General features: G+C 70.8%; 21 protein-coding genes. 10 read left to right on the forward strand and 11 right to left on the reverse strand.

The window, feature by feature from the left end; genetic code table 11:
• Positions 1 to 307: 307 nt before the first annotated feature.
• The 7 genes from ACIQCZ_RS28215 (at position 308) to ACIQCZ_RS28245 (ending at position 6,535) form a co-directional block, all read left to right on the forward strand.
• The gene (locus tag ACIQCZ_RS28215; RefSeq protein WP_402286003.1) at positions 308 to 610 is read left to right on the forward strand and encodes an urease subunit gamma; all 303 of its coding nucleotides are present in this window, start codon (positions 308 to 310) and stop codon (positions 608 to 610) included.
• A 15-nt stretch (positions 611 to 625) separates the two neighbouring features.
• Positions 626 to 937 carry an urease subunit beta gene (locus ACIQCZ_RS28220; RefSeq protein ID WP_402286251.1) on the forward strand — a complete coding sequence of 104 codons (312 nt, stop codon included), beginning with the start codon at positions 626 to 628 and terminating at the stop codon, positions 935 to 937.
• Positions 930 to 2,651: an urease subunit alpha gene (locus ACIQCZ_RS28225; protein ID WP_402286006.1), complete on the forward strand. Its 1,722-nt coding sequence runs from the start codon at positions 930 to 932 to the stop codon at positions 2,649 to 2,651. The genes ACIQCZ_RS28220 and ACIQCZ_RS28225 overlap by 8 nt, the downstream gene beginning before the upstream one ends.
• Positions 2,652 to 2,664: 13 nt before the next feature.
• Positions 2,665 to 3,327: an urease accessory protein UreF gene (locus ACIQCZ_RS28230; protein ID WP_402286009.1), complete on the forward strand. Its 663-nt coding sequence runs from the start codon at positions 2,665 to 2,667 to the stop codon at positions 3,325 to 3,327.
• A 24-nt stretch (positions 3,328 to 3,351) separates the two neighbouring features.
• Entirely contained in the window at positions 3,352 to 4,029 is a 678-nt protein-coding gene (ureG, locus tag ACIQCZ_RS28235; protein WP_402286010.1) for an urease accessory protein UreG, read from the forward strand.
• Positions 4,026 to 4,799: an urease accessory protein UreD gene (locus ACIQCZ_RS28240; protein WP_402286012.1), complete on the forward strand. Its 774-nt coding sequence runs from the start codon at positions 4,026 to 4,028 to the stop codon at positions 4,797 to 4,799. Before ureG ends, ACIQCZ_RS28240 begins: the two co-directional genes overlap by 4 nt.
• Before the next feature lie 140 nt (positions 4,800 to 4,939).
• Positions 4,940 to 6,535: an alpha/beta hydrolase gene (locus tag ACIQCZ_RS28245; RefSeq protein WP_402286014.1), complete on the forward strand. Its 1,596-nt coding sequence runs from the start codon at positions 4,940 to 4,942 to the stop codon at positions 6,533 to 6,535.
• A 75-nt stretch (positions 6,536 to 6,610) separates the two neighbouring features.
• On the opposite strand, the gene ACIQCZ_RS28250 is transcribed toward ACIQCZ_RS28245, so the two are convergent.
• Together ACIQCZ_RS28250 and ACIQCZ_RS28255 are read right to left on the reverse strand one after the other, a co-directional pair.
• Positions 6,611 to 7,660: an NAD-dependent epimerase/dehydratase family protein gene (locus tag ACIQCZ_RS28250; protein WP_402286016.1), complete on the reverse strand. Its 1,050-nt coding sequence runs from the start codon at positions 7,658 to 7,660 to the stop codon at positions 6,611 to 6,613.
• Between the two features lie 43 nt (positions 7,661 to 7,703).
• Complete coding sequence (locus ACIQCZ_RS28255) at positions 7,704 to 8,444, reverse strand: lysophospholipid acyltransferase family protein (protein ID WP_402286017.1); 741 nt, start codon at positions 8,442 to 8,444, stop codon at positions 7,704 to 7,706.
• 129 nt (positions 8,445 to 8,573) lie between these two features.
• On the opposite strand from ACIQCZ_RS28255, the gene ACIQCZ_RS28260 reads away from it, so the two are divergent.
• Positions 8,574 to 8,756, forward strand: coding sequence for a hypothetical protein (locus ACIQCZ_RS28260; RefSeq protein ID WP_402286019.1), 183 nt, complete (start codon positions 8,574 to 8,576; stop codon positions 8,754 to 8,756).
• A gap of 164 nt (positions 8,757 to 8,920) precedes the next feature.
• Here ACIQCZ_RS28260 and ACIQCZ_RS28265 read toward each other — a convergent pair whose 3' ends face one another.
• Genes ACIQCZ_RS28265 through ACIQCZ_RS28285 form a run of 5 tightly spaced genes read right to left on the reverse strand, consistent with a single transcriptional unit; the run spans position 8,921 to position 19,075 of the window.
• Positions 8,921 to 13,012 (reverse strand): hypothetical protein, encoded by a 4,092-nt coding sequence (locus ACIQCZ_RS28265; RefSeq protein ID WP_402286022.1) that lies wholly within the window; start codon positions 13,010 to 13,012, stop codon positions 8,921 to 8,923.
• Positions 13,013 to 13,021: 9 nt separating this feature from the next.
• A complete protein-coding gene (locus ACIQCZ_RS28270) occupies positions 13,022 to 13,897 on the reverse strand; it encodes a carbohydrate ABC transporter permease (protein WP_402286024.1) in 876 nt (291 codons plus the stop codon).
• Positions 13,894 to 14,853: a carbohydrate ABC transporter permease gene (locus ACIQCZ_RS28275; protein WP_402286026.1), complete on the reverse strand. Its 960-nt coding sequence runs from the start codon at positions 14,851 to 14,853 to the stop codon at positions 13,894 to 13,896. Before ACIQCZ_RS28275 ends, ACIQCZ_RS28270 begins: the two co-directional genes overlap by 4 nt.
• Positions 14,850 to 16,157: an extracellular solute-binding protein gene (locus ACIQCZ_RS28280; RefSeq protein ID WP_402286028.1), complete on the reverse strand. Its 1,308-nt coding sequence runs from the start codon at positions 16,155 to 16,157 to the stop codon at positions 14,850 to 14,852. The genes ACIQCZ_RS28275 and ACIQCZ_RS28280 overlap by 4 nt, the downstream gene beginning before the upstream one ends.
• Positions 16,154 to 19,075, reverse strand: coding sequence for a family 78 glycoside hydrolase catalytic domain (locus ACIQCZ_RS28285; RefSeq protein ID WP_402286031.1), 2,922 nt, complete (start codon positions 19,073 to 19,075; stop codon positions 16,154 to 16,156). Before ACIQCZ_RS28285 ends, ACIQCZ_RS28280 begins: the two co-directional genes overlap by 4 nt.
• 381 nt (positions 19,076 to 19,456) lie before the next feature.
• On the opposite strand from ACIQCZ_RS28285, the gene ACIQCZ_RS28290 reads away from it, so the two are divergent.
• Positions 19,457 to 20,989 carry an alkaline phosphatase D family protein gene (locus tag ACIQCZ_RS28290; RefSeq protein WP_402286034.1) on the forward strand — a complete coding sequence of 511 codons (1,533 nt, stop codon included), beginning with the start codon at positions 19,457 to 19,459 and terminating at the stop codon, positions 20,987 to 20,989.
• A gap of 112 nt (positions 20,990 to 21,101) precedes the next feature.
• Here ACIQCZ_RS28290 and ACIQCZ_RS28295 read toward each other — a convergent pair whose 3' ends face one another.
• Together ACIQCZ_RS28295 and ACIQCZ_RS28300 are read right to left on the reverse strand one after the other, a co-directional pair.
• Positions 21,102 to 23,216 carry a glycoside hydrolase family 6 protein gene (locus tag ACIQCZ_RS28295; protein WP_402286036.1) on the reverse strand — a complete coding sequence of 705 codons (2,115 nt, stop codon included), beginning with the start codon at positions 23,214 to 23,216 and terminating at the stop codon, positions 21,102 to 21,104.
• Between the two features lie 692 nt (positions 23,217 to 23,908).
• A complete protein-coding gene (locus tag ACIQCZ_RS28300) occupies positions 23,909 to 24,100 on the reverse strand; it encodes a hypothetical protein (protein WP_402286037.1) in 192 nt (63 codons plus the stop codon).
• 323 nt (positions 24,101 to 24,423) lie between these two features.
• Here ACIQCZ_RS28300 and ACIQCZ_RS28305 point away from each other — a divergent pair, with 323 nt between their 5' ends.
• Positions 24,424 to 24,819 carry an SSI family serine proteinase inhibitor gene (locus ACIQCZ_RS28305; RefSeq protein WP_402286039.1) on the forward strand — a complete coding sequence of 132 codons (396 nt, stop codon included), beginning with the start codon at positions 24,424 to 24,426 and terminating at the stop codon, positions 24,817 to 24,819.
• A gap of 34 nt (positions 24,820 to 24,853) precedes the next feature.
• On the opposite strand, the gene ACIQCZ_RS28310 is transcribed toward ACIQCZ_RS28305, so the two are convergent.
• A complete protein-coding gene (locus tag ACIQCZ_RS28310) occupies positions 24,854 to 25,012 on the reverse strand; it encodes a hypothetical protein (RefSeq protein ID WP_402286041.1) in 159 nt (52 codons plus the stop codon).
• 66 nt (positions 25,013 to 25,078) lie between these two features.
• Complete coding sequence (locus ACIQCZ_RS28315; RefSeq protein ID WP_402286044.1) at positions 25,079 to 26,029, reverse strand: cytochrome c oxidase assembly protein; 951 nt, start codon at positions 26,027 to 26,029, stop codon at positions 25,079 to 25,081.
• Positions 26,030 to 26,051: the final 22 nt, after the last annotated feature.

Raw genomic sequence — 26,051 nt, forward strand, 5'->3', positions numbered from 1 at the left:
AGGAGGGTCGCGCCGAAGGCGCTGCCCCGCCGACCGCGGCGTCGGATGCGGTGCATCGCAAGATGCAGGGATGCCCGCATGCTGGATGGATGCGGACGTTCCGACGACGCGGCCAAGCGCCGTGGCTGTCGTCGTGCGCCCGCCAGGGGCTACGAGGCAGCCCTCAGTTAACGCGCCGGAAAAACTTCGGCTCTAGCGTGCATACCTCGCCGCGAGGCACCCGTTCGGCGTTCAGGAGTCCGCCGACGGCGGCTCGTGTCCGCCGCGCCCAGGGCCGGTACCTGGCACAGGACTGTGAGGTGGAGGCATGCAACTGACCCCGCATGAACAGGAACGCCTGCTCATCCATGTGGCTGCCGACGTGGCTCATCGGCGCCGTGTGCGCGGCCTGCGGCTGAACCATCCCGAGGCGGTCGCGTTGATCACCGCACATCTGCTGGAGGGCGCCCGCGACGGCCGCACGGTCTCCCAGTTGATGGCGTCGGGCCGCACGGTGGTCTCCCGCGACGACGTCATGGACGGAGTGCCCGAGATGATCCATGACGTCCAGGTCGAGGCCACCTTTCCCGACGGCACGAAGCTCGTCACCGTCCACGAACCGATCGTCTGACCGGGCGTGGCGACGATGATTCCCGGAGAGATCCTCTACGGGGACGGGCCCGTGCCGTTCAACGAGGGCCGTGCCGTCACCCGCCTCACTGTTCTCAACACCGCCGACCGGCCCGTCCAGGTCGGCTCGCACTACCACTTCGCCGAAGCCAATCCGGGTCTGGACTTCGACCGTCCGGCCGCCCACGGCCTGCGACTGAACATCGCCGCCGGGACCGCAGTGCGCTTCGAACCCGGTATCCCCGTCGACATCGAACTCGTTCCGCTCGCCGGGCGGCGCATCGTGCCCGGCCTGCGCGGCGAGACCGGAGGTGCCCTCGATGGCTGAACTCGACCGCGCCGTCCACGCCGATCTGTTCGGCCCCACGACAGGGGACCGCATCCGGCTGGCCGACACCGATCTGCTCGTCGAGATCGACGAGGACCGCTCGGGCGGCCCCGGACTCGCGGGCGACGAGGCCGTGTTCGGAGGCGGCAAGGTGCTCCGCGAGTCGATGGGCCAGGCGCGCACGACCCGCGCGGAAGGAGCTCCGGACACCGTCATCACCGGAGCCGTGCTCATCGACCACTGGGGCATCGTCAAGGCGGACCTCGGCATCCGGGACGGCCGGATCACCGGGATCGGCAAGGCCGGCAACCCCGACACCATGGACGGTGTCCATCCCGATCTGGTCATCGGCCCCGAGACCGAAATCATCGCGGGCAACGGCAAGTTCCTCACTGCGGGCGCCATCGACGCCCATGTCCACTTCATCTCGCCCACCCTGATCGACCAGGCGCTCTCCTCCGGCGTCACGACCCTGGTCGGCGGCGGAACCGGACCGGCCGAGGGAACCAGGGCCACCACCATCACCCCGGGCCCGTGGCACCTCGCCCGCATGTTCGAGGCTCTGGAGGCCTACCCCGTCAACATCGGTCTGCTCGGCAAGGGCAGCACGATGTCGCGCGAGGCCATGCACTCCCAACTGCGCTCCGGTGCACTCGGATTCAAGATCCATGAGGACTGGGGCGCCACCCCTGCCGTCATCGACGCCTGCCTGAGCGTCTGCGAGGAGACCGGCGCCCAGCTCGCCATTCACACCGACACCCTCAACGAGGCCGGATTCGTCGCCGACACCCTCGCGGCCATCGCCGGGCGCTGCATCCACGCCTACCACACCGAGGGCGCCGGCGGCGGGCACGCCCCCGACATCATCGGCGTCGTCTCCCAGCCGAACGTCCTGCCCAGCTCGACCAACCCGACCCGGCCGCACACCGTCAACACCATCGAGGAACACCTCGACATGCTGATGGTCTGTCACCACCTCAACCCGGCCGTGCCCGAGGACCTCGCCTTCGCCGAGTCGCGGATCCGGCCGTCCACCATCGCGGCCGAGGACATCCTCCACGACCTGGGGGCCGTCTCGATCATCTCGTCCGACTCCCAGGCGATGGGGCGCATCGGCGAAGTCGTCCTGCGTACCTGGCAGACCGCCCATGTCATGAAGCGGCGCCGTGGCGCACTGCCCGGCGACGGGCGGGCCGACAACCACCGGGTGCGTCGCTACGTCGCCAAGTACACCATCAATCCGGCGGTCGCCCAGGGCCTGGACCAGGAGATCGGGTCGGTGGAGACGGGAAAACTCGCGGATCTGGTTCTCTGGGAACCGGCGTTCTTCGGCGTCAGGCCGCAGACCGTCATCAAGGGCGGCCAGATCGCGTACGCGCAAATGGGCGACGCCAACGCCTCCATCCCGACCCCGCAGCCGGTGCTGCCCCGCCCGATGTTCGGAGCGGTGGGCCGTTCCCCCGCGGCCAACTCGTTCAACTTCGTCGCGCACGCGGCCATCGAGGGCGGGCTTCCCGAGCGCCTCGCTCTCGGGAAGCGGTTCGTGCCGATCACCAGCACGCGTGGTGTGACGAAGGCCGACATGCGGGAGAACGACGCGCTGCCGCAGGTCCATGTGGATCCCGACAGCTTCGCCGTGACGATCGACGGCGAACCCGTCGAGCCGGAACCGGCCGCCGAACTGCCCATGGCCCAGCGTTACTTCCTCTTCTGATGCGGACCGTGCGATGACCCGTGCAGCCCTGCTCGTCCTCGCCGACGGCCGGTTCCCCGCCGGTGGCCACGCCCACTCCGGAGGCGCCGAGCCGGCCGTGAAGGAAGGACGCATCCGTGACGCCGAGGACCTTGCGGAGTTCTGCCGGGGCCGATTGCACACCACCGCACTCACGGCCGCCGCACTCGCCGCGGCGGCCGCCCACGGCCACGACCCGCTCCTGCTCGACGAAGCCGCCGACGCCCGCACCCCGTCGCCCGCGCTGCGTGCCGTCGCGCGCAGGCTCGGACGGCAACTGATGCGGGCGGCCGGTGCCATCTGGCCGAGTCCGGAACTCGCCGCGCTCGCCAGGTGCAGGCCGCGTGGGGCCCACCAGCCCGTCGTGCTCGGCCTCACCGCCCGCGCGGCGGGACTCGGGCCCGAGGACGCCGCCTACTGCGTCGCCCACGAAACCGTCAGCGGACCCGCCACCGCCGTCGTCCGCCTGCTCTCCCTCGACCCCTTCGAGGCCACCGCCGTCCTCGCCCGACTCGCGCCCGAACTCGACCACATCGCCCAACAGGCCGCCGCCGCGGCGCACGGACCCGTCGACGCGCTCCCCGCCCTCTCCGCCCCCCTCCTCGACATCACCGCCGAGGCACACGCGGCCTGGCCGGTCCGCCTGTTCGCCTCGTAGCCCCGCAACGACCAGGAGCCGCACATGCACCTCGACCACACCCAGCACGGACCCGCCGCCGTGAGTACCGATGCCGCCCGACCCGACGGCACCCACCGCGCCCTGCGCATCGGGCTCGGCGGACCGGTCGGCTCCGGCAAGACCGCGACCGTCGCCGCCCTCTGCCGCGCCCTGCGCGACCAGCTCTCCCTCGCCGTGGTCACCAACGACATCTACACCAGGGAGGACGCCGCCTTCCTGCTGCGCCATGCCGTCCTGCCGCCCGAACGCATCCAGGCGGTGGAGACCGGCGCCTGTCCGCACACCGCCATCCGGGACGACATCTCCGCCAACCTCGAAGCCGTCGAGGACCTGGAGGACACCGTCGGGCCGCTCGATCTGATCCTGGTCGAATCCGGCGGCGACAACCTCACCGCCACCTTCTCCAAGGGACTGGTCGACGCCCAGATCTTCGTCATCGACGTCGCAGGCGGCGACGACGTCCCGCGCAAGGGCGGCCCCGGTGTCACCACCTCGGACCTGCTCGTCATCAACAAGACCGACCTCGCCCCGTACGTCGGCTCCGATCTGGACCGGATGGCCCACGATGCCGCTCGGCAGCGTGGCCCGCTCCCCGTGGTCCTCACCTCGCTCACCTCCGGCAAGGGCGTGGGGCCCGTCGCGGACTGGGTACGGGGGCGGCTCGCCGCCTGGACCGCGTGAGCGTCCGGGCCGTCGCCAGGATCGGCGCGGCCGTCGACAGCCGGGGCGCCACCTCGCTCCCCGTGCTGGAGAGCGACGGACCGCTCGCCCTGCGCCGGACCAGGGCCCCGCGCCGGCCGTACGCCCGGGTCACCGTCGTCGGGGCCATGAGCGCGCCGCTCGGCGGCGACCGGCTCGCCATCGAGGCCCGGGTGGAGGAGGACGCATGGCTCACCGTCGACTCGGCGGCGGCGACCGTAGCCCTGCCGGGGACGGGCAAGGCTGCCGAACCCGCCACCTACGACATCGAGTTGAGCGTGGGGGAGCGGGGCCGGCTCCGCTGGCTGCCGGAGCAGCTCGTCTCGGCGCACGGCAGCTCCCTGCGCATGACCACACGGGTCGAACTCGCCCCCACCGCACGGTTGGTGCTGCGCGACGAGCAGATCCTCGGCCGCCACGGCGAGAGCAGCGGCACCCTCACCAGCCGTCTCACCGTGCACCGCGCCGGCCGCCCGCTGATCGACCAGCAGACGGCGTACGGTCCAGGAGCGCCCGGCGGCTGGGACGGTCCGGCCGTCCTGGGCGGGCACCGTGCTGTCGGTCAACTTCTGCTCGTCGACCCGTCGTTCGACGACAAATGCCCCGAAGTGCGCCTGCTGGGAGCGACCGCCGTCCTCACCCCGCTCGCCGGACCGGCCGTGCTGGTGACGGCCCTCGCTCCCGACGCCCGTCTGCTGCGCGCCACCCTGGACAGCGCGATGAACGACGTACTCGGTGCCTCAGCGGAATGAACACCGCTCAGCGGGACACGGGTGTCCGGTTATCGATTCGGTAAAGAAGTGTGCGTACGGCCTGTTCTCAGGAACCTCACAGACGACAGGATCCGCGGGAGGTCATGTAACGAAACGCGCCGCCACCGGCGGCGCTTCAGATGTGGGGGAGGTTCCACTTGAGACGCACAGCAGTGCTCGGCTCAGCCGGCGCTCTGATCGCGGGCACGCTCATAGCGGGCGCGGTGACCGCACCGGCGGCCACGGCCGAAGGCCGTCATCACAACGGTTCCGAGGCGCGTGGCGTACAGGTCGCCGCGGCACGGGCGGCCAGGTCCGGCATCGACTGGAAGGACTGTCCGGCCGACTGGGCCCTGGCCAAGCCGATCCAGTGCGGCTGGGTGACCGTGCCGCTCGACTACGCCAGGCCCGACGGCAAGCAGATCAAGATCGCCGTCGACCGGCACGTCAGCACCGGCACGAAGGACGAGCGACAGGGCGCCCTGCTGTACAACCCTGGCGGCCCCGGCGGTTCGGGGATGCGGTTCCCGACCCGGATCACCAACAAGAACCCGATCTGGGCGAACACGGCGAAGGCGTACGACTTCGTCGGCTTCGACCCTCGCGGCGTCGGCCACTCCGCGCCGATCTCCTGTGTCGACCCCCAGGAGTTCGTCAAGGCACCCAAGGCCGACCCCGTACCCGACTCCGAGGCCGACAAGCGCGCCCAGCGCAAGCTCGCCGCCGAATACGCGGACGGTTGCGCCCAGCGCAGCGGCGACATGCTGCCGCACATGACCACGCCGAACACCGCTCGCGACCTGGATGTCATCCGCGCCGCTCTCGGTGAGGAGAAGCTCAACTACCTGGGCGTCTCCTACGGCACCTACCTGGGAGCGGTCTACGGCACGCTCTTCCCGACCCACGTCCGTCGCATGGTGGTCGACAGTGTCGTCAACCCGGCGAAGGACAACATCTGGTACCAGGCCAACCTGAACCAGGACATCGCCTTCCAGAAGCGCTGGGACGACTGGAAGGCATGGGTCGCCAAGAACGACTCCGTCTTCCACATCGGCGACACCCCCGCGAAGGTCGAGCAGGCGTGGCTGGAACTGCGCGCCGCCGCGAAGAAGAACCCGATCGGCGGCGTCGTCGGCCCCGCCGAGCTCATCGGCTTCTTCCAGAGCGCGCCGTACTACGACTCCTCCTGGGCGCCCGTCGCCCGGATCTGGAGCGCCTACCGGGGCGGCGACACCCAGGCTCTGGTCGACGCGGCGGGCCCGGACATGTCCGACACCGCCGGGAACATCTCCTCGGAGAACGGCAACGCCGTGTACACGGCGGTCGAGTGCACGGACGCCAAGTGGCCCACCAGCTGGCAGAAGTGGGACCGCGACAACAGCCGGCTGCACAAGGAATACCCGTTCATGACCTGGGCCAACGCCTGGATGAACCTGCCCTGTGCGACCTGGTCGGCGAAGCAGCAGACCCCGCTGAACGTGAAGACCGGCAAGGGTCTGCCGCCGGTGCTGATCGTGCAGTCCACGCGTGACGCCGCCACCCCGTACGAGGGCGCCGTCGAACTGCACAAGCGCTTCAAGGGCTCGCGCCTCATCACGGAGCGGGACGCCGGTTCGCACGGCGTCACCGGTCTGGTCAACCCCTGCATCAACGAGCGGGTGGACACCTACCTGCTCACGGGTGGGACCGACCGCGACGATGTGACGTGCGCCCCGCACGCCACGCCGAAGCCGTAGCACTCACAGCCGACGGAAACGGGCGGCCGGTGGTCTCGAACCCCCGGCCGCCCGTTCCCGTGTGCGGGGTCCGTCTCATCCCTTCCGGTCGTACGTCGCCAGCCAGGCGTCCTCCGCCGCGTAGTCGAAGAGCTTCTCCCCGTACGCCCGCAGCATGACGGGATAGGCCTCCCTCCAGTCCCTTCCCTCCAACTGCGCGCAGATCCACTCGACCGTCGCCGGAAGCGACTGCGCATAGCCCGTCACCGGCCGGTATCCGAGCTCCTGCTCCGCGGCCGTCATGTCGTACACGATGGGATGGGCGGCGCTCCACGGCGTCGAGCCGACGCCGTCCTCACCGGGCGCGCCCGCCATCAGCACGGTCTCGGTCCTCCGGCCGAACACCGCGTCGACGGCCTCGCCGATCTCCGAGACCGTCGGCGCCTGCGGGTCCCCGGCGTTGAGCACCCGCGAACCGGGCCGGCCGGCCGCGAGCCGGATCAGCTCGGCCAGATTGGAGACATGGACCGGGTGGAACCTGGACGTCCCGTCGTACGAGAGCACCCGCCGCCCGCGGCCGTCCAGAAGCCGCTTCACGAAGTACAGCTCGCGCGGCGACCGGCAGTGCACCCCGTGAATCGCGCCGGCCCGCAACAGCGTCACCGGCAGCGCGTCCCCCGCCGCCAGCAGATCCTGCTCCAGTCGTATCTTCCGGGTCCCGTAGGTGGCGTCGCCGGCCGCCACGGTGCGCTGGGTCTCCGGGATCGGCACGGGGTATCGCGGAGACCCGTCGGGTTCGTCCTGGGTGTCGAAGCCGCGGCCCCGGTCGTCCTCGTACACCGCGCCGCTGGAGATGACCACCGCCGAACCGATCCGGTCCGCGAGACCGGTCAGCTGACGGGCGTGGCCCCCGCCGTAGGCCACCATGTCGACCAGTACGTCACAGCCCTCACCCAGTGCCGCCGCGAGCGCCCCGTCCGCGTCCCGGTCGAGAGCCGTCGCGCGCACCGCGTCGTCCCACCCCGCGTCCCGCCCGCCGCCCCGCGAAGCGGCCGTCACCTCCCAGCCGTCCTCGACGAGCGCCTGCACGGCGGCCCGCCCGATCTGTCCCGTCGCTCCCAGAACCCATGCGCTTCCCTTGCTCATGAGGAGCACGCTAGGCCGAGGCCGGAGCCCGGACCAGCGGAGTTCACCGAGCGCGGATTCGCCGTCGGCGTCGCAGCTTCGGGAACTTCTGCGGCTGCGCGTCCTGCTCGTCCTGTGCGGCCTTCACCTTGGCTGCGTACTCGTCGACGTACTCCTGTCCGGAGAGGCCGAGGATCGCGTACATGATCTCGTCGGTGACGGCCCGGATCGCCGCCTTCTGGTTCTCCAGACCGGCGTAGCGCGAGAAGTCCAACGGTTCGCCGAAGCGGATGGTGACCCGCCTGATCCGCGGGACGACCTGTCCCGGCGGCTGGATCTCGAACGTACCGACCATCGCGCACGGCACCACCGGCACCTGCGCGGTGATCGCCATCACGGCCACGCCGACCTTGCCCTTGTAGAGCCGTCCGTCGTGCGAGCGGGTGCCCTCCGGATAGATCCCCAGCAACTCGCCCCTGGCCAGAACCCCGAGCCCTTCACGGATAGCCGCCTTCCCCGCGTCCTTGCCGGACCGGTCCACCGGAATCTGCCCGATGCTCCGGAAGAAGGCGGCGGTCAGCCGCCCCTTCACCCCCGGTCCGGTGAAGTACTCGGCCTTGGCGAGAAACGTGATGCGCCGTTTCAGGATCGCGGGCATCAGGAAATGGTCGGAGAACGACAGATGGTTCCCGGCGACGATGGCCGCGCCGTCCTTCGGAATGTGTTCCAGGCCCTCGATCCTGGGCCGGAAGAACAGCCGTAGCAGCGGCCCGAGGATGACGTATTTGAGCACGTAATAGAACACGGGGCGGCTCCTGGGGCCTCTCGTTCGGATCACGCCGGGCCCGGCTTCCTCGGCGAGCGGCGGCTTCTGCGCGGTTCTACGGGACAGCCCTCAGGAACTGGGGAGCGGGCCGGCTGCTGACGCTTCATCATGACTGAACGTGGTTCCGCTGAACAGGACGAACGCAAGCGCCCTGCCCCGGTACGGGCCGCGGGCCGCGGAGCGGTCGTCTGCCGCATGTGTTCGCTCGCGAAGGCCGCCATCGCCTCCGGGCCGTCGATCAGCGGCGACAGGACGGTGTCGCTGCCGCACTCGAAGCCGAAGCAGTGGTGATGCCCGTCGAGCACGAGGGACTCGATACCGCCGACATGGGCGATCCGGCCGGGCGGAGGATCGAAGCGCCGGGCAGGTTTTTGTTCCATGGACACGACCGTAGTGGCCGCCGCTGACATCCCCGGAGCTCGGCCCTCCGCTCCGGGCCGGCGACCACGACGGCGTCACACCCGCACCTCGCCCCCCTCGCCACCACCGGTTCGCAGCCGGACGGGACCCAGCAGTCCGCTGACCCGCTGTCCCGGGAAGACGAAGTGGGTCGGGCTCGCCGCGTCCAGGTGAGGTGCCAGCGTCCCGAACACGGTGATGTCGAGGGTATTGGCCCCGGGCCCGACCAGACCCGTCAGATCGAACACGTACGGGGAACACACCCGCACCCCGGCCCCGACGTCACCGACGCGCACCTCCGCCGTCCCCCGGACCCGGCCGAGATCCAGCGACACGGGACCCTCCGCGACGCCTGCGGGGACGTTCACCGACCGGCGGTACCGCACGCCGCCGCTGTACTCGGCGAGGCCGCGCGTCTCCCAGTCGCCGAGGCGAATCCTCCCGGGGCCGACCTCGCAGCGCACCGGACCGGCCAGGGCGGCGCCTCCCTCACGACCGGGAAGCGTCCGGACACGCAGGGCCGCGGTCCGAGGGCCGCAGGGTGCACCGGTCGCGAGGCCGACCGTGACGGTCCGCATGCCCCGGGCGTCGATGGCGGTGACCGCCGCATCGCACTCGCAGCCGTCCACGAAGACCGTCGCCTCGCCGTACACGCGGACCGTCAGCCCGACCGCCCCGGGCGGCAGTTCCCACCACAGCCACTCGACCGCTCCCCGGCGCCCCGGTACGGCGAACCGGACCGGCACCACCGTGCCGTCGTCCGCATCCGGGTCCAGCCACGCGGCGCCCGGCAGCGGATGAGGGCGGCGACGCAGATACAGGGCGGCCGGGTCACCCACCGGCTCGCGACGCACCGCGACCGGCACGCGTCCCCGCCCGCTCCCGGCCCACCACCGGGCATCGCTGTGCAGGGTCGCGACCCGGTCGCCGTTCCCGTCGTCGAAGGCCGCGTCCACCAGGACCGCGCGGTCGCCGCCGCCCGACGCATCGACCGTGATGTCGTTGTCACCGATGCGCAGGGCCGCCGTCACGTCATGCCGTCGCACGCGGGGCACCGCGTGTTCGGCGTACGGATCGAACCCGCCCTGTCTGCCCACGACATGTCCATTGACGCGCAGGAGACATGGCACCCGCGCGGCGACCTGGACGACGGCCCGGACGGGGAGGGCCGCCAGACGCAGCGTCGTGCGCATCGGTCCGGCAGCGTGAATCCACTCCGGGCGCCGGTAGCGCCCCGGATCGCGTACGAGTGCCACATGCGCCCGCAGCGCACAGTCCTGATCGGGCGTCAGTTCCAGTTCGAGCAGGTGGCGGCCCGACTCCAGCCGCAGCGGCCCCATCGCGAGGTGGCCCCCGTCGTCCAGCGCGACGGGCGCACCGTCGATCCGGACCCGCTTCGCCGCCGCGGCACCGACCGCGAGATGTCCGTCGAAGTCCTTGTCGAGGAACAACTCCGTGCACAGCAGCGCCGTCCGTCCGGCGGCCGAGGGGCCGATGTGGACGAACTCCTCCGGCACATGCCCTTTGGGCCCCAGCACGGCACGGTGGACAGGGTCCTTGCGCACTCCCAGGGTGTCGGACCATACGAGGGTCGACGCGCCGTCGGTTCCGGCGTCGTCGCGGAGCAGCAGCGCGTGCGGACCGAAGGTCGCGTGGACCGTGTCCCCGGCCTGCTGGTCGGCTCGGTCCGGCAGGGCCCAGCCGTCCCGTACGCCGTCCTCCCCGGCCGCTTCCACCCGGTGCCGGAAGGTCCGGTACTCGGTGACGGCCGGGCCGCCGGGCGGGCCGGTGGCGGGTCGGGCGAAGTCGCCCCAGGTGTTGTCGAGGGTCGGGACGAGTGTCATGTCCCACTCCGCCTCCGGAGGGATCCCGACGGTGGTGACGGCCGACGCGACACCGGGCGTCCCGGACACCTCGGTCGGGGCCGCCTCCCCGGCGCGGTCCGGAATCACCAGCAACGCCGCGGGCCCCCGGTCGAAGGGCACATCGACCTCGGCGTATCCGGCGTCGTCGACGGGCCGTACCGGCAACGTCCGGGGCGCGCCGCCGAAGGGGTCGACGAGGAGGGCCGGGCCCACCGCGTCCGGCACCCGCACCCGTACCCGTGCGCGGCGCGCGTAGCGGTCGGGGTCGAAGTCGTACCGGGCATCCAGCCAGCCCAGTGCGGCACCGCGCTCGTCGGGTGCCGCGACGGCCGCCCGGGTGGCCCGTGGGGATCCCGCGGTCAGGAACACCACCGTGGCGCCCTCCGCTCGACGCGCGAGCGCGGGGACCGGGGCCCGGACCACCGGGTGCGGTCCCGTGAGCGCGGCGGCCAGTGAACCCGTCGGATCGTCCGTTCCGGCGACGAAGAGGGCCCTGCCGTCCGCGAAGCACGCGCGCAGCTCGGCCGGCACCGTGTCCGGGCCGGGGCCCACGACGTGCTCGGGGAGGGCGCCGACCGCGATCAACTTCCCACCGGCCCGCACGAATTCGACGAGACGCCGTGCCGTCTCCTGTTCCAGGACCGTGCACGCGGGCAGCACGACCGTGGCGTACGCCTCGTTCGCGACCCTCAGCCGCACGTCGCCGTCACATGCCGCGACCCGGGCGCGTGCCAGGGACGCGTCGTCGATGACGTCGGCGTCGAGGCCGAGTCGGTCCATGAGACCCGGACGGGTGCGGAACCAGGCCATGTCGCCGACGAGTTCCAGATACGTCGCCTGGGCCCGCCTCGCCGCGCCCGTGATTCCGTCCGGCGCGGTACCGGCCTGGGCCGTGGTGGTCGGCAGCAGGATCGCGGTGTCGCACAGATGGCGGCCGAGGCTCAGGATCGCGCACAGCCGGGTCACGGCATCGGCGAAGACACGATGGTGGCGCCAGTACGGCTGACGCCAGTCCGTCGCGGGCGGTGCCCACTCCCACCAGCCGCCCTTGGTCGTGTAGTAGACGGCATGCGGGTTGTAGAGGGTCGCTCCGGCGCGGAGCCACGGCAGCAGCCAGTCGAACGTCTCCTCCGGTGTGCCGCCCCAGCCGGTGGAGTGGAAGGCCTCGATCCAGGTGCGGGGGCGGCCGTGGAGATGGGCGAGCGAGGAGTGGATGCGGGCGTCCCCGTGGTGGTCGGAGCCGGGGGCCGAGAACCAACGGTGGGTGCGCGCGTAGTCGGCGTACAGCTCCACACCTGCGACGGGGTGTCCGGCACGCGCCGGGTCCTGCTGGTCGCAGCCGATGAGCAGGCCGTGCCGGTCGTGCCAGGCCGCCAGCGGCCGGAAGAACGCCTCCTCGGCCAGTTCGGCCCGGGTCACCTGGTAGTCGCGCCGGACCCGGTGGGCGTCCGCATCCGTGCTGTCGTCGTACAGGGCGTCGAGCCGTGCGGTGATGTCGTAACCGCGCAGACGGAGAAAGGCGTCGGTGAAACCGGGGGACCAGGTGGGCAGGGACGGCAGCTCGTCCTGGAACGAGCCCACGACGACGGTACCCAGCCGGTCGCCCAGCCGGCGCTCGAACTCGCCGTGCACCCGGTCCAGCAGCGCCGCACACGCCCGGGTGCCGAGGTAGTCGAAGCCGAGCGGCACGTGATGATGGAGCGTCAGGCGCCAGCGGCCCGCGCCCGGCGCCCGCACCACCCCGTCGTCCACCGCGACCGGGACCGCCGGGCCGACGGTCCGGCCGACGGCGTCGACCGGTTCGGCGCGGCCCGCCAGCGGGCGTCCGTCCGGGGGACACCGCAGCTCACCGGTCGGCATCGCCGCGGAATCGACGACGGCACACAGCCGGACGAGCCGGCGGCCGGCGTGCGCGGGGTGCTCGTCGACCAGACGCGCCTGGAGGTCCGCGCCGGAGAAGCCGAGCTGGTCGTAGAACCACAGGCTGACGCCGAGTTCGCCGGCGTCGTCGCACACGCCGTCGAGCAGATCCCACCACGCGTCGGACATGAAAGGCGGGTCGTCGGCGTCGGAGCCGAACAGGGGACCCGACGGCGCCAGATTGAGGAGCACGAGGTTGTGCACGCCGCCTTCCGCGAACCGTTCCAGCTGGGACCGCAGCCGTGTGCGGTCGAGCCGTTCCCCGCTCCACCACCAGATGGCCGTGGGCGAGAAGGCACGCGGGGGTTCCGCGAGGATCGCGGCGATGCTCGGGGGAAGCGACGGATGCACCGGGTGTGTCATGAGATGTCCTCAGCCCTTGAGACCGCCCGCCAAGCCCTTGATCACATAGCGCTGGAGAAGTACGAACACCACCAGGATCGGCAGCGCCGCCAGTACCAGTCCGGCGAAGACGAGTCCGTAGTCGGAGACGTACTGGCCGACGAACGCGAACACACCGACGGGCACGGTCTCCTTGCCCGAGCCGCCCAGGTACAGCAGCGGGGTGAAGAAGTCGTTCCAGACGAACACGGCGTTCAGGATGATCACGGTGCCGGTGATCGGGCGCAGCAGGGGAAAGACGATCCGGGTGAACGCCTGCCGGTGGTTGCAGCCGTCGATGAGCGCGGCCTGTGCGTAGTCCTGCGGCAGGGCCCGGATGAATCCGGTGTAGAGGAAGACGGTGAAGGGCAGTTGGATGCCCGTGTAGAAGAACACCATGCCCTGGTAGGTGCCCAGCCAGCCCAGATCGTCGACGAGTTCGTAGAGCGGGATCATGCCGAGCTGGAACGGCAGCACGATGCCCAGCAGGAAGAGGATGTACACCCCGTAGCCGAGGCCGCGGGCACGCCGCGCGAGGCAGTAGGCCCCCGTGGAGCCCAGGACGACCAGGAGCAGCAGACTCGCGACGGTGATGATCGTGCTGTTGAGCAGGGCGGGCCCCAGGGACGCGGAGGACCAGGCATGGCCGAAGTTGGCGAAAGTGGGCGGGGAGGGGAGCGAGAGGGGGGACTCCGAGATCTGCCGGGGGTCCTTCATCGCCAGGGTGATCAGGGCGTACACCGGGAACAGGAACACCACGGCGACCGCGATCATGACCAGTTCGAGGACGTATCGCCCGTAGCGCGGTCGGCGCCCCGCGTGCTCGGGTTTCCGTCCCACGGGACCTCGGGGCGGTGCGGTGCTCACGCGGTGACCTCCCTCGCGCGCAGGTGATGGAGCTGGACCAGGGAGACCGCGGCGACGAACAACGCGAGGACGAGGGCGACGGCGGTGCTGTAGCCGAACTTCCCGTACACGAACGCTTCCTTGTACAGCACGGTCGACAGCGTCTCGCTCGCGGTGCCGGGGCCGCCGTTGGTGGCGGCGTAGACCTGGTCGAAGAGCTTGAGACCACCGATGGTGGACAGCATGAGATTGATCGTCAGGGCCGGGGCCAGCAGCGGCCAGGTGACATGGCGGAAGCGCTGCCAGGAATCGGCGCCGTCGATCCTCGCGGCCTCGTGGAGTTCGGCCGGGACGCCCTGGAGACCGGCGAGGAAGACGACCATCGAGTAGCCGGCGTACTGCCACACGACCATCGCCGCGACGGACCACAGGGCGAGCGAGGGATCTCCGAGCCAGTCCTGGCGCAGACCGCCGAGTCCGATCGCACCGAGGACGCCGTTGAGGCCCGCGCCGTTGTCGGGGTTGTAGACGTACTTCCACAGGATCGCGACCATGACGGGGCTGACGACGGCGGGCGCGAAGAAGACCAGCCGCAGCAGGGCGCGGGACCTGATGTTGGTGTGGACGCCGAGCGCGAGCAACAGGCCGACGCCGTTCTGGACGACGACCACGGCGATGGTGAGCAGCAGGGTGTTGCTGACGGACTCCAGGGCCCGGCTGTCGTCCAGCAGGGTGCGGAAGTTGTCCAGCCCGGTGAAGGAGAAGCCGCCGATGCCGGACCAGTCGGTGAAGGCGTACATCACCCCGGCGAGGCTGGGGTACAGGACGACGACGCCGTACACGACGAGCGCCGGGACCACGAAGATCCACGGCGGGGTGGTGTGATCGCGGCGCCGGACGCGGCGGACCGGGTCGGCGGACGGGCCCGCGACCTTGCCGGCCGTGCCGGGGACCGGCCTCCGGGAGGTCCTCGTCACGACTTCTTCCCGTAGGCCTCGTCCATCTGTCCCAGTGCGCCGTCGACATCCGTCCTGCCCGCGAGCAGATTCTGTACGGCGGCGAAATGGGCGGGCTGGACCTCGGCGTTGGGCCAGCTCTGGTCCATGAACGGGACGGCCCGGTTGTCGTCGATGACGGGCAGGAAGCCGTCGAGGACGGGGTCGATCCTGGTGGACGCGTCGCGCTTGAACGGGATCGCGGCCACGGACTGCGCCCAGCGGTCGACGTTCTTCTGTTCCCCGAGGAATTCGATGAAGGCCTTCGCCCCGGCTGCCTTCTCGGACCGCGCGGAGACGCCGAGACCGACGACGATGCCGGCCGGGATCCACAGACGCGCCGCGTCGTCACCGCCGGGGAACGGGAACATGCCGAGATCGTCCGGTGTCCCGGCGGCCTGCCGGAAGTTGGCGAGCACGGCGGAGACCTGGACGGCCATGGCCGCCTTGCCGCTCGCGACCATCGAGGTCTGCTGCTCGTACGTCGTCCCGTTGGGGTTGTCGTTGAAGAAGCCCCGGCGCTGCAACTCCTTGTACTTGCCCATCGCGTCGGCCCACCCGGAGCCGCGGAAATGAGCCCTTCCCGCGGCCATCTCGGCGTCGAAGCCGGGGTTCTTCGCGTAGACCGCGTTGGGCACCAGTGCGTAGGTGATCAGCTGGGTGACCCAGGCAGTCTGTGCGCCGAGCGCGATCGGGATCACGCCCTTGGCCTTCAACCCGGCGCAGACGTCGAGCAGTTCGCCCCACGTCCCGGGCGGCCGGACCCCGGCCTTGGCGAAGGCCTTCTTGTTGTAGATGGCGCCGATGACGCTGCTGCCCGCCGAATACAGATACGTCTTGTCCTGGTACCGGTACGCCGGATGGAAGTTCGCCGGGACCTCCTTGGTCCACGACTGGCCGCTCAGGTCGGCGAGCAGCCCGGCCTTGGCCAGCTCGACCATGGACATGGCACTGCCGCTGCCGGGATAGAGCACATGCACATCGGGGGCGTTGCCCCCGGCGAGCTGGGTGCGCACCACCGTCTGCACCTGGTCCGTGGGCGCGAAGGAGGTGGAGAACCCGTCGCCGGGACGGGACTTGCGGTACAGCCCGACGAGCTCCTCGATCGGCTTCTGCTGGTCGGCGACGCCGACGATGCGCAGCTTGCCGGAGGCTCCGCTCGAATCGGAGCAGGCTGTCAGCGCGGGGGGAAGAGCGGCGAGTGCCGCGACCCCGCCCCCGATCCGGAGGAATCCCCGGCGTCCGACCGTGCTCCGGCCCGCTTGGCTGTGAGAACCCGTCGTCATGGTGTGTCCTCCTCGTGCGAACGGGCGAACGATGGTTTCGCCGCCGTTCCCGGTGTACGTGGGATCGGGGTGGGCGACGGCCGAAGAGATTCCGCGTGCGGCGTCCCGGCGGGGTCGTCGGCCGGCGGACAGGCCGCGGAGAAGCGGTAGACGCCCGAGGACACGCGGTAGAGAACGTGGTCGGGGCGGGTCGCGATCAACGTGACGTGGGGGTCGTCGGCGCTCGGGACCGCCCCCGATTCCTGGACCGAGCAGGGGTCCGTGGTCGGCACGTGCACGTCGGCGAGGGCGCCGGGCGGCACCCGTACGCGCAGCGCGAGCAGGCCGCCGTTCCTTTCCCAGGCCACCTCGACGGTGCCGCGGACCGATGCGTGACGGGCGCTCGCGTGTCGCAGGGAGCCGGGGCGGGGCCGTACTCGCAGATGGCGGTATCCGGTGGAGTCCGGTACCTGGTCCAGGCCCGCGACACCGCGGTAGAGCCATTCGCCGATCGAGCCGAGCGCGTAGTGGTTGAAGGAGTTCATCGACGGAGCACGGAACCCCGCCCCGGGTGTCCACCCGTCCCAGCGTTCCCAGATCGTGGTGGCGCCGTGCCGCAGCGGGAACCGCCACGAGGGGACTTCGTCGCGGCGCAGAAGGGCATGGGCGAGATCGGCCCGGCCGTGCGCGTCGAGGACGGGCGCGGCGAGCGCGACCCCGAGAAAGCCGGTCAGCAGGGCGGGTCCGGCCGACTCGACGAGTTCGGCGAGGCGGTGCGCGGCGGGATCGACCAGCTCCGCGGGCAGCAACTCGTAGCCCAGCGCGAGGAGATAGCCGCTCTGGGTGTCTCCTTCGACACGCACGACAGGGAGCCCGTCGGCGCCCCGGCCGACGGTGACGAAATGCTCGGTGAACGCGCGGCGGATGTCGGCGGCCAGCCGGTGGTAGTGGTTCCCGGTCTCGTTCCGCCCCAGGACATCGGCCGCCCGCGCCGTGAGACGGGCACTGTGCGCGAAGCAGGCCGTGGCGACGACATCGCGCGGGGTGGGGGTGCCGGGGGCGAGCCAGTCGGAGAAGTGCGGCCCCACCCGCTTGCGCCAGACCAGTTCCGGGTTATGACGATGAATCAGATCGACCCAGGCGCACATGCCGGCCAGCGCCCGTTCGAGGAACCGCGGGTCGTCGTAGGTGCGGTAGAGGTGCCACGGGATGATGACACCCGCATCGCCCCAGCCGGGCGCTCCCTCGTCGGCGACCCCCACGAGGCGCGGGGCGACATTGGTGAAGCCGCCGTCGGGCGTACGGGCGTCATCGACATCGCGCAGCCACTTCGTGAAGAACGCGGCGACGTCGGCGTTCAGCGCGGCCGTGGGCAGGAACACCTGCGCGTCGGCCAGCCAGCCGAGCCGCTCGTCACGTTGCGGACAGTCGGTGGGCACACTGACGAAGTTCGAGCGCTGCCCCCACGCCACGCAGTCGTGGAGTTGTCGGAGCTCGGCGTCCGAGCAGTCGAACTCCCCGGCCCACGGGGTGTCGCTGTGCAGTGCCACGGCGACGACATCGGACTCGGCCAGCTCGGGGACGCCACTGATCTCGGCATAACGGAAGCCGTGGTACGTGAAGCGTGGTTCGAACACGATGTCGCGGCGTCCGTCCCCGACGAGCACATCGGTCGCGGCGGCGGTGCGCAGATTGGCCGTGTACAGACGGTGCGAGGCGTCCAGCGCCTCGGCATGCCGGATCACCACCCGGGCCCCGGGGGCCAGTCGGGCGATCCGCAGCCGCACCCGTCCGGCGAGGTTCTGGCCGAAGTCGACGAGATGGGTGTCCGCCGACGTTCGGGTGACCGAGCGCGGGCGCAACTCGGCCATCGCCCGTACGGGCTCGTCCACGGACGCCACGAGCAATCGGTGATCGGTGTCCGTGATCAGGGCCGGGGGCCATCCGGAGTCGTCGAACCCGGGCAGCTCCCAGCCGTCGGCCGCGTGCCGCAGGTCATGACACTCACCCATCAGCAGATCCGCGTGACGGACGACTCCCGTGCCGGTGCGCCAGCTGTCGTCGGTGACGATCGCGGTGCTGCGGCCGTCCGGGCCGGTGAGGTGGAGTTCGGCCAGGAACTGGGGGAACGAGCCGTAGTGGGCTCCGGCCCTGCGTGGTTCGAAGCCGACGAATCCGCTCCACCAGCCGTCGGCGAGGGTCGCGGCGAGAACGTTCTCGCCCTCACGCAGCAACTCGCCCACGTCGTACGTCTGGTACTGGACGCGTCTGCGGTAATCGGTCCAGCCGGGGGCGAGTTCGGCGTCGCCGACCCGAACGCCGTTGAGCCGGACCTCGTACAGGCCGCGCGCACTGACATGGAGCCGCGCGTGTGTGCCGGGCGAGGCGGTGAAGGTGCGCCGCAGCACGGGGCACGGGGAGAGCCCGTGGTCGTCGAGGGCGAACTCGCCCTCGGTGGGGGCGTCCATGACGTCTACCCGATGCGGGTCGTGAGCGATCCACGACGCCCGCCATGCCCCCGCGTCGGTGAAGGCCGTCTCGAACCAGGACGTCGCCTCGGTGGGCGCGGAGGGCCCGTCCGGCCAGACGGAGACCCGCCAGTGATAGCGCGTGCGGCCCCGGAGCGCGAGGCCGGCGTACTGGACGGCGAGCGCGCCGGGATCGGACACCCGTCCCGTGTCCCAGAGGAGTTGACCGCCTTCGTCCAGGTCCTCGGGGTGTTCGGCGACACGGACCCGATAGGCCACGGGGTCGTCCCCGCGGTACTCGGAGGCCAGCCGCCAGGAGAGCCGGGGCGCGGGTTCGTCGATCCCGAGCGGGGTGGCGCGGTGCTCGCACCGCAGACCGAACGGCCGCAGCGCCCGGTCTTCGGGAGTGTCGGCCGCCGTGCCCCCGGCGGGGCCGGGGGCGGACACGTCCGCCGCCGAGGAACCGGACACGAGCACGTCCTTCCGTCGCCCCGATTTTCCTCATGTGAAATCTAACGTTAATTCTGTGGCGTGGAGACTATGAGGCCCCCTCAGGGGTGTCAAGGGTGTTGCCGATCCCTCCCTCGGTCGTCTCAAGGAAGGGGTGATGTATCCCCAACTAACCACTGTGAACGGCATTGTGACCACCTGTGTGCGGTCTTGTGGCGTGCGATTCCCCTGTGATATTCAGCCTGTGATTACCACATGGGTGGACGTGAAATCACGTGCCGATCCCACCTCGTACCGGACGGGATCCCGCCCGACGAAGGGACGAGTCTCATGCCAATGAACAGTGGGTCAGGCGGCGTCGGAGGATTCAAGAGACGGGCGATGCTCGGTGGAACGGTCGGGATGGCACTTGCCGCTGCCGGCCTGTCGGCAGGCAGCGCCCGGGGCGACACGCCCTTCCACGAGGACCCGTTCACCCTGGGAGTCGCCTCCGGCGACCCCTGGCCCGACGGATTCGTGCTGTGGACCCGCCTCGCTCCCCAGCCCCTGGCTCCCGACGGCGCCGGAGGCATGCCGCCGTACTCCGTCGACGTCCAGTGGGAGGTCGCCCGCGACGAACGCTTCCGGTCCGTCGTACGCCGGGGCCGCGTCCGCGCGGTGCCCGAACTCGCCCACTCCGTCCACGTCGAGATCTCCGGACTCCAGCCGGGCCGGCACTACTACTACCGCTTCCGCGCCGGCGGCGTGCACAGCCCCGTCGGCCGCACCCGCACCGCACCCCCGCCGCACAGCCGCCCCAAGGAGCTCGACTTCGCCTTCGTCTCCTGCCAGGCGTGGTTCGAGGGCTTCTACACGGCCTACCGGCACCTCGCCGAGGAGGACGTCGACCTGGTCCTGCACCTGGGCGACTACATCTACGAGAACGCCATCGACGCCATGGGCGGTGTACGCAACGTCCCCGTCGCCGCCGAACTGCGCCCCGAGCCGATGGACCTCGTCCAGTACCGCAACCGTCACGCCCTGCACCGCTTCGACCCCGATCTCATCGCCGCCCACCGGGTCCACCCGTTCGCCGTCGTCTGGGACGACCACGAGGTCGAGGACAACTGGGCGCGCGACAAGTCCAAGGCCGACAACGAACCCGACCAGGACCCGGCGGTCTTCCGGCAACGCGCCGCGGCTGCCTTCCAGGCGTACTACGAGCACCTGCCGCTGCGACTGCCGAACAAACCGAACGGCTTCGAGGCCCGGATGTACCGCCGTCTGCGCTACGGCCGCATGGCCACGTTCCACATCCTCGACACGAGGCTCTTCCGCGACGACCAGCCCTGCGGCGACGGAACGAAGAGCGGCTGCGACGAACGGCTCGAACCCGGCCGTACGATCCTCGGCCCCGAACAGGAGCGGTGGCTCTACAACGGCCTCGGACGTTCCGACACGACCTGGAACATGATCTCCCAGCAGATTCCCGTGACCCAGGTCGACACCGACCCCGGCCCCGGCCAGGCCTTCGTGATGGACTTCTGGGACGGCTACGTGGACGCGCGCCGACGGCTGTTCAAGGAGATCACCGACCGCAGCGTGAGCAACCCCGTCGTACTCACCGGTGACATGCACCGCCACCTCGCCGCCGATCTCAAACAGGACTTCGACGACCCCGGATCGCCCACGCTCGGCGTCGAGTTCGTCGGCTCCTCCATCTCCACCACGAAGGACGGGATGGATCTGGACCCCTCCGGCGCCCGACTGCTCGCGGCCAACGAGCACATCAAGTTCACCAACTTCCAGCGCGGCTACGTGCGCTGCTCGCTGACCCCGGAGCGCTGTCGTGCGGACTTCCGGGTGCTTCCGTACGTCACCACCCCCGGAGCCCCCGTCTCGACCCGCACCTCGCTCGTGACCGAGGCGGGGCGGCCCGGGATCCAGTCCGCCTGAGAGCCGGTCGCCCCCTGCCGGGGGAGCGGCAGGGGGCGACCGTGCCGGGCCCGTCCCCGGCCCGGTGCCCCGGCCCCGTCGCCGTCCGTCCGGACGGCGACGGGGGACCGGGTCAGGGAGCGGTGCCCCAGACGAGGGTGCCGGCCGTGTAGACGGCGATCCTCGAGGCGTCGGCGTAGGCGGTGTTGGTGGCGTGGCTGTAGTCGTCGGTCTCGTCGAAGTTCGACCAGTCGCTCTTGTTGAGCCGCAGCTGGATCTCCCCGGTCGAGGCGCCCGCGGCCAGCGTGCCGCTGCCGAAGCCGACCTCCAGGTAGTGGCTCGCCCCCGGGGCCGCACCGCCCGAGGAGGACACGCCGTGGGTCACATTGCCGCAGCCGAGCACCGCGTAGTCGCACGCGGTGCCGAAGGTGCTCGCACCGGCCTCGGGCGTGAACCAGTACCGCACCTTCACCGTCGACAGATCCACCGCACCCGTCCCGGTGTTGACCAGCTGCAGACCCATCCGGATCTGGTTGTCGGTGGCCGAGGAGTCGGTGTTCTTGTACTGGACCTTGAGCGTGCCGCCGTCGGTGGAGCCGCCCTGGTCGGTCGTGGCCGAGACCGCCGCGGAGGCCGCCGAGACATTACCGGCCGCGTCCCGGGCCCTGACCGTGTAGCTGTACGTGGTCGAGGCCGTCAGACCCGTGTCCGTGTAGGAGGGCGACGCGGAGGAGCCCACCCGGACTCCCGCGCGGTAGACGTCGTACGCGGTCACACCGACGTTGTCGGTCGACGCCGTCCAGGACAGCGAGACACTGCCACTCGTCCTGCCCGTGACCTTCAGACCCGTGGGTGCGCTCGGGGCCTGGGTGTCGTCGCCACCGCCGCTGCCGTTCAGCGGCGGGTAGGCGTTGCGCACCAGTTCCTGGAACTGCGCTGAGAACCAGTGCCCCGCGAGCGGGGAGTTCGGCAGGGCGCCGGTCAGGTTGTTGCCGTTGCGGCCGTTACCGGTGTACGTGGGGTCGCACATCCGGTCGAAGCCCTTGCCCTCGTCGTTGTCGACGGGCTGGCTGTTGCCGTCCGACTCGCCCGGCGGCTTCGCCCAGACATAGGCGTCGATGCCGGGCTCGGGGGCACTGGCCGGCCGCTCGCCGATGCCCGCGCCGCTCTGGTTGCACCAGTTGCCCGCGTGGATGCGCCGGTCGACGCGGCCCCCGTTGACATAGTCGTCCACGCCGGTCAGCGGACCCGCGCCGGTGGGCCGGGCGGAACCGCCCCAGCCGTTGCGGGCGGTGTCGATCAGCATGCCGATGTCGGAGGCGAATCCCTGGCTCACCAATTCCGTGCGCAGGGCCTGCGCGAAGGAGAGCTCGTCGACGTAGTAGTTCCAGTCCACCCACTTGGACTGGCGCACCGTGGTGCCGTTCACCGTGTCGGTGACCTTGAAGTACGGCTCCTTCAGGGCCGAGTAGTTGGCCGTGTTCACGATGAAGCCCTGGACATCGGCGACCGTGGCGCCCTCGGATGTCGCGGCCTTCTTGAACTCCTGGGCCGCCGGGACGAAGTTGGAGTCCCAGCCCAGCCAGCCGTGGTGGGCGGCGTCGATGTAGTTGTAGACGTTGGGAATGGCACCGAGGGTGTGCAGGGCGTAGCCGACGCCCTTCTCGTAGTTGCCGTTCGCCTTCATCGTCGCGCACGCCTCGGTCGACCCGGCCGTGCCGCCCGCGTTGGTGACGAGGTTCGGCAGCGAGTCCGGCTCGATGACGGTGACGATGCGCAGGCTCGCGTAGGCCGGGTCGGCGAGAATCGCGGCGATCGGGTCGATGTACTCGGTCTTGTACCGGCCGAGCTCGGTGGGGCCGAGCTCGCCGTTGGACGCCAGCGCGGCGCAGTCCCGCCCCGGCAGGTCGTAGATGACCACTTGGAAGAGGTTCGCGCCCTGGTCCAGGGCCGTGTCGAGGTGCTCGCGCAGGCTCATCGCGCCGCCCGCGCCCTCGATGGCCGCGATGCGGTCCATCCAGACGAAGGAGGGCTCGTCGGCGATCACGCTGCCGCCCGGTTCGGCCGCCGCCTTGGCGGACCAGTCGGGGTTCACGTACGCGGTGGCACCCACGTACGGGTTGTCGACCCGGGCTGCCGCCGACGCCGGCGAGGGTATGGCCACCGCCAGCGCCGCGCCCATCGCCAGGGCGGAGAGCGCGGCCAGTTTTCGGCGTACTCCGTGCAGGGTGGTGCCTCTGATTCTCATTGCGGCTCCGTGCTCCTCTCGTACGTCCGCGGAGGTGCCCCGCAGACGGGTTCGTGGGGGTGTTGCGCGGCGTGGCGGCCCGGTCGGGCGCGATGCCCGCCGCCAGGTCCACGGCGACGCGGACGGTGAGCCCCGGTGCGCCGGTCCCGGGGCGGCCGTTCAGGGCTCGACGCCCCAGGCAAGGGGGTCACCGAGGTACGCCGGGACCTTCGAGGCGTCGGCGCAGGCGGTGTTGGTGGCGTGGCTGCAGTCGTCGGTCTCGTCGAAGCCGGACCGGTCGGTCCCTGGGACAGGCCCATGGCGAGCAGACCACCGCCCGGGGCGCTGCTGAACGTTCTACGAGATATCGACACAAATCCTCCAGTGACGGGTGTCGTGGGGGAGGGGTGGGGTGGAGGAGGTCGAGGCGCGGTGATGCAGAGCGGAGCCGGGCGGTGTGCGGGACCCGATGCCGTGGGAAGGGTTCACCGTCGTGGTGCGCGACGGCCGTTGTGTGCAAGTCTTGATTGTGGGAGCGCTCCCAAGGTGGCGTGATGATGCGCACCTGTCAAGAGTCAAATCACAACTGCTCTACGGGTTCGGCAACGTGAAGGCCCGGCGGGGGGATCGGCCCCCCGGCGTACGACCGCAGGTGGGAAGGGGTGCGTCGGGGCCCGGCCCCTGTGTTGCGCCCGCGCGGGGACAGATACGCGTCACCGGACGACGAATGAACCCGTCATGTACGGGTGGAGGGTGCAGGTGCAGGGGTACGTGCCTGCCTCGGGCGGTGTGGCACCGGAGGGCGACGAGCTGCCGCCGCCACTGTTCGAACAACCGCCGGCGACGGCGGCGAACAGGACCGTCTCGATCACGGCGGCGGCCGGCCTGACATGGTTCCGCGTCACAAGAGCTCCTCGGATCCGGCCGCCGGTCCGGCGACACCTCGGCCGAACGTCAGGAGTCGCACGGCAGGAGAACGGGAAGACGCCCGGGGCCCCACCGGCCGAAACCGTCCGGGTGCGGCACTTTCTCCGGGCGGTACTCCAGCCGGACCCGCCGACGGCCTTGGACCGTGGGACCGGCGGCGCGGCTGCTTGCCCGGCACGGACTTCCGGGATCACCTTGCGGGGGTCCCGAAGCGGGATCCCGGGGTGGCCGGGACGCGCGGCTGAGACGCACCCGGCCCGAGCCCGGACCACCCCGCCTCCCGAGACACAGGAGATCCCCGATGCGCCTGCGCGCGAGCCTTGCCGTCGCTGCCCTGCTCACCCTGACCACCGCGGTGCCCGCCGCGGCTGCCCGGTCCGAGGAACCCACGTCGGACCGCGGTCTCTTCCTCACGGTCTCGGGCAGTGAGAACACCTGGATCCGTGGTGTCGCGCTGTCCTGCCCGCCCGCCCCGGACGCGCGCCATCCTCACGCGGCAACCGCCTGCGCGGCGCTCGTGGCGGCGTCCGGCGACCTGGACCGTCTGCCCGGCGACCCGCACCTGTGCACCAAGGAGTACGACCCGGTGACGGTCACGGCCATCGGCGCGTGGGACGGGCGCCCCGTCATCTGGCGGAAGACGTTCCCCAGCGCCTGTGAGGCGGACACGCTCACCGGGCCGGTCTTCCGCTTCTGACTCCGCTCGTCCCGAACCGGGTGGGAGGGCCGGCTCAGGACTCGCGCGTCGTGGCCATGGCGAGGGTGATCAGACCGAGCACCACCCACCCGAACCAGAGCCAGCCGCTGCTGCCCAGCGCCACCGTGTAGCAGGTGACCACGACCAGGGCCACCACGGTGATCATTCCCATGGTCTTCGTGGATCCGGACATGCCCGCACCCTCCTCGTCGGCCACGCGGCCGTGGATGCCATCGTCACCCGGGAGGCATGCCCGCCGCTACTGCCCGCGTGCCTGCAACGAGGCGAGATAGGCGTTGTACGCCTGCAGCTCCTGGTCCCCGTCCCGGTCGGCCGCCCGGTCGGAGCGCTTCGCCGTCCGTTGCTCGGAGCGGTACCACTGGAAGACCAGCGCGATCAGTACCAGCACCGACGGGATCTCGCTGAAGGCCCAGGCGATGCCGCCCGCCCAGTTCTGATCGCTCAGCGCGTCGATGCCGAGCGAGGCCGGCGGATGCTTGTAGGTCTCCACCATCGGCGTCGACGCCATCATGAGCGCGATGCCGAAGAAGGCGTGGAACGGCATCCCGGCGAACAGCTCCAGCATCCGCATGACATAGCCGGGCCGGTGCGGTCCCGGGTCGACGCCCATGATCGGCCAGAAGAACACCAGGCCGACCGCCAGGAAGTGCACCATCATCGCGATGTGCCCGGTCTTCGAACCCATCAGGAAGTCGAAGAGCGGGGTGAAGTACAGCGCGTACAGGCTGGCGATGAAGATCGGGATCGTGAAGACCGGATGCGTGATGACCCTCATGTAGCGGCTGTGCAGCAGCATGAGCAGCAGCTCGCGCGGGCCGGTCCGGCCACGCCCCGCGACCGGGAGCGCGCGCAGTGCCAGCGTCACCGGGGCGCCCAGCAGCAGCAGGATCGGTGACAACATGCTGATCACCATGTGCTGCACCATGTGCACGCTGAACATGACCATGCCGTAGTCATTGAGCTTGGTGCACATGACCAGGGCGATGCTCAGCACGCCGACGACGAAGAAGGCGGTCCGGGCGACCGGCCAGCTGTCGCCGCGCCCGCGCAGACGGAGCACGGCGTACCCGTACAGCCCGATGGCGAGGACGCAGCCGATGAGGAAGAACGGCTCCGCGGAGAACTGGAGCCCACGTCCCAGCGTGAACGGCGGCATATCCATGTTCATGCCGTGCCCGCTGTGATCCATCTGTTCACTCCCGCTGGGGACA

It is taken from the genome of Streptomyces sp. NPDC093149 (genome assembly GCF_044754145.1).
GTDB lineage: Bacteria > Actinomycetota > Actinomycetes > Streptomycetales > Streptomycetaceae > Streptomyces.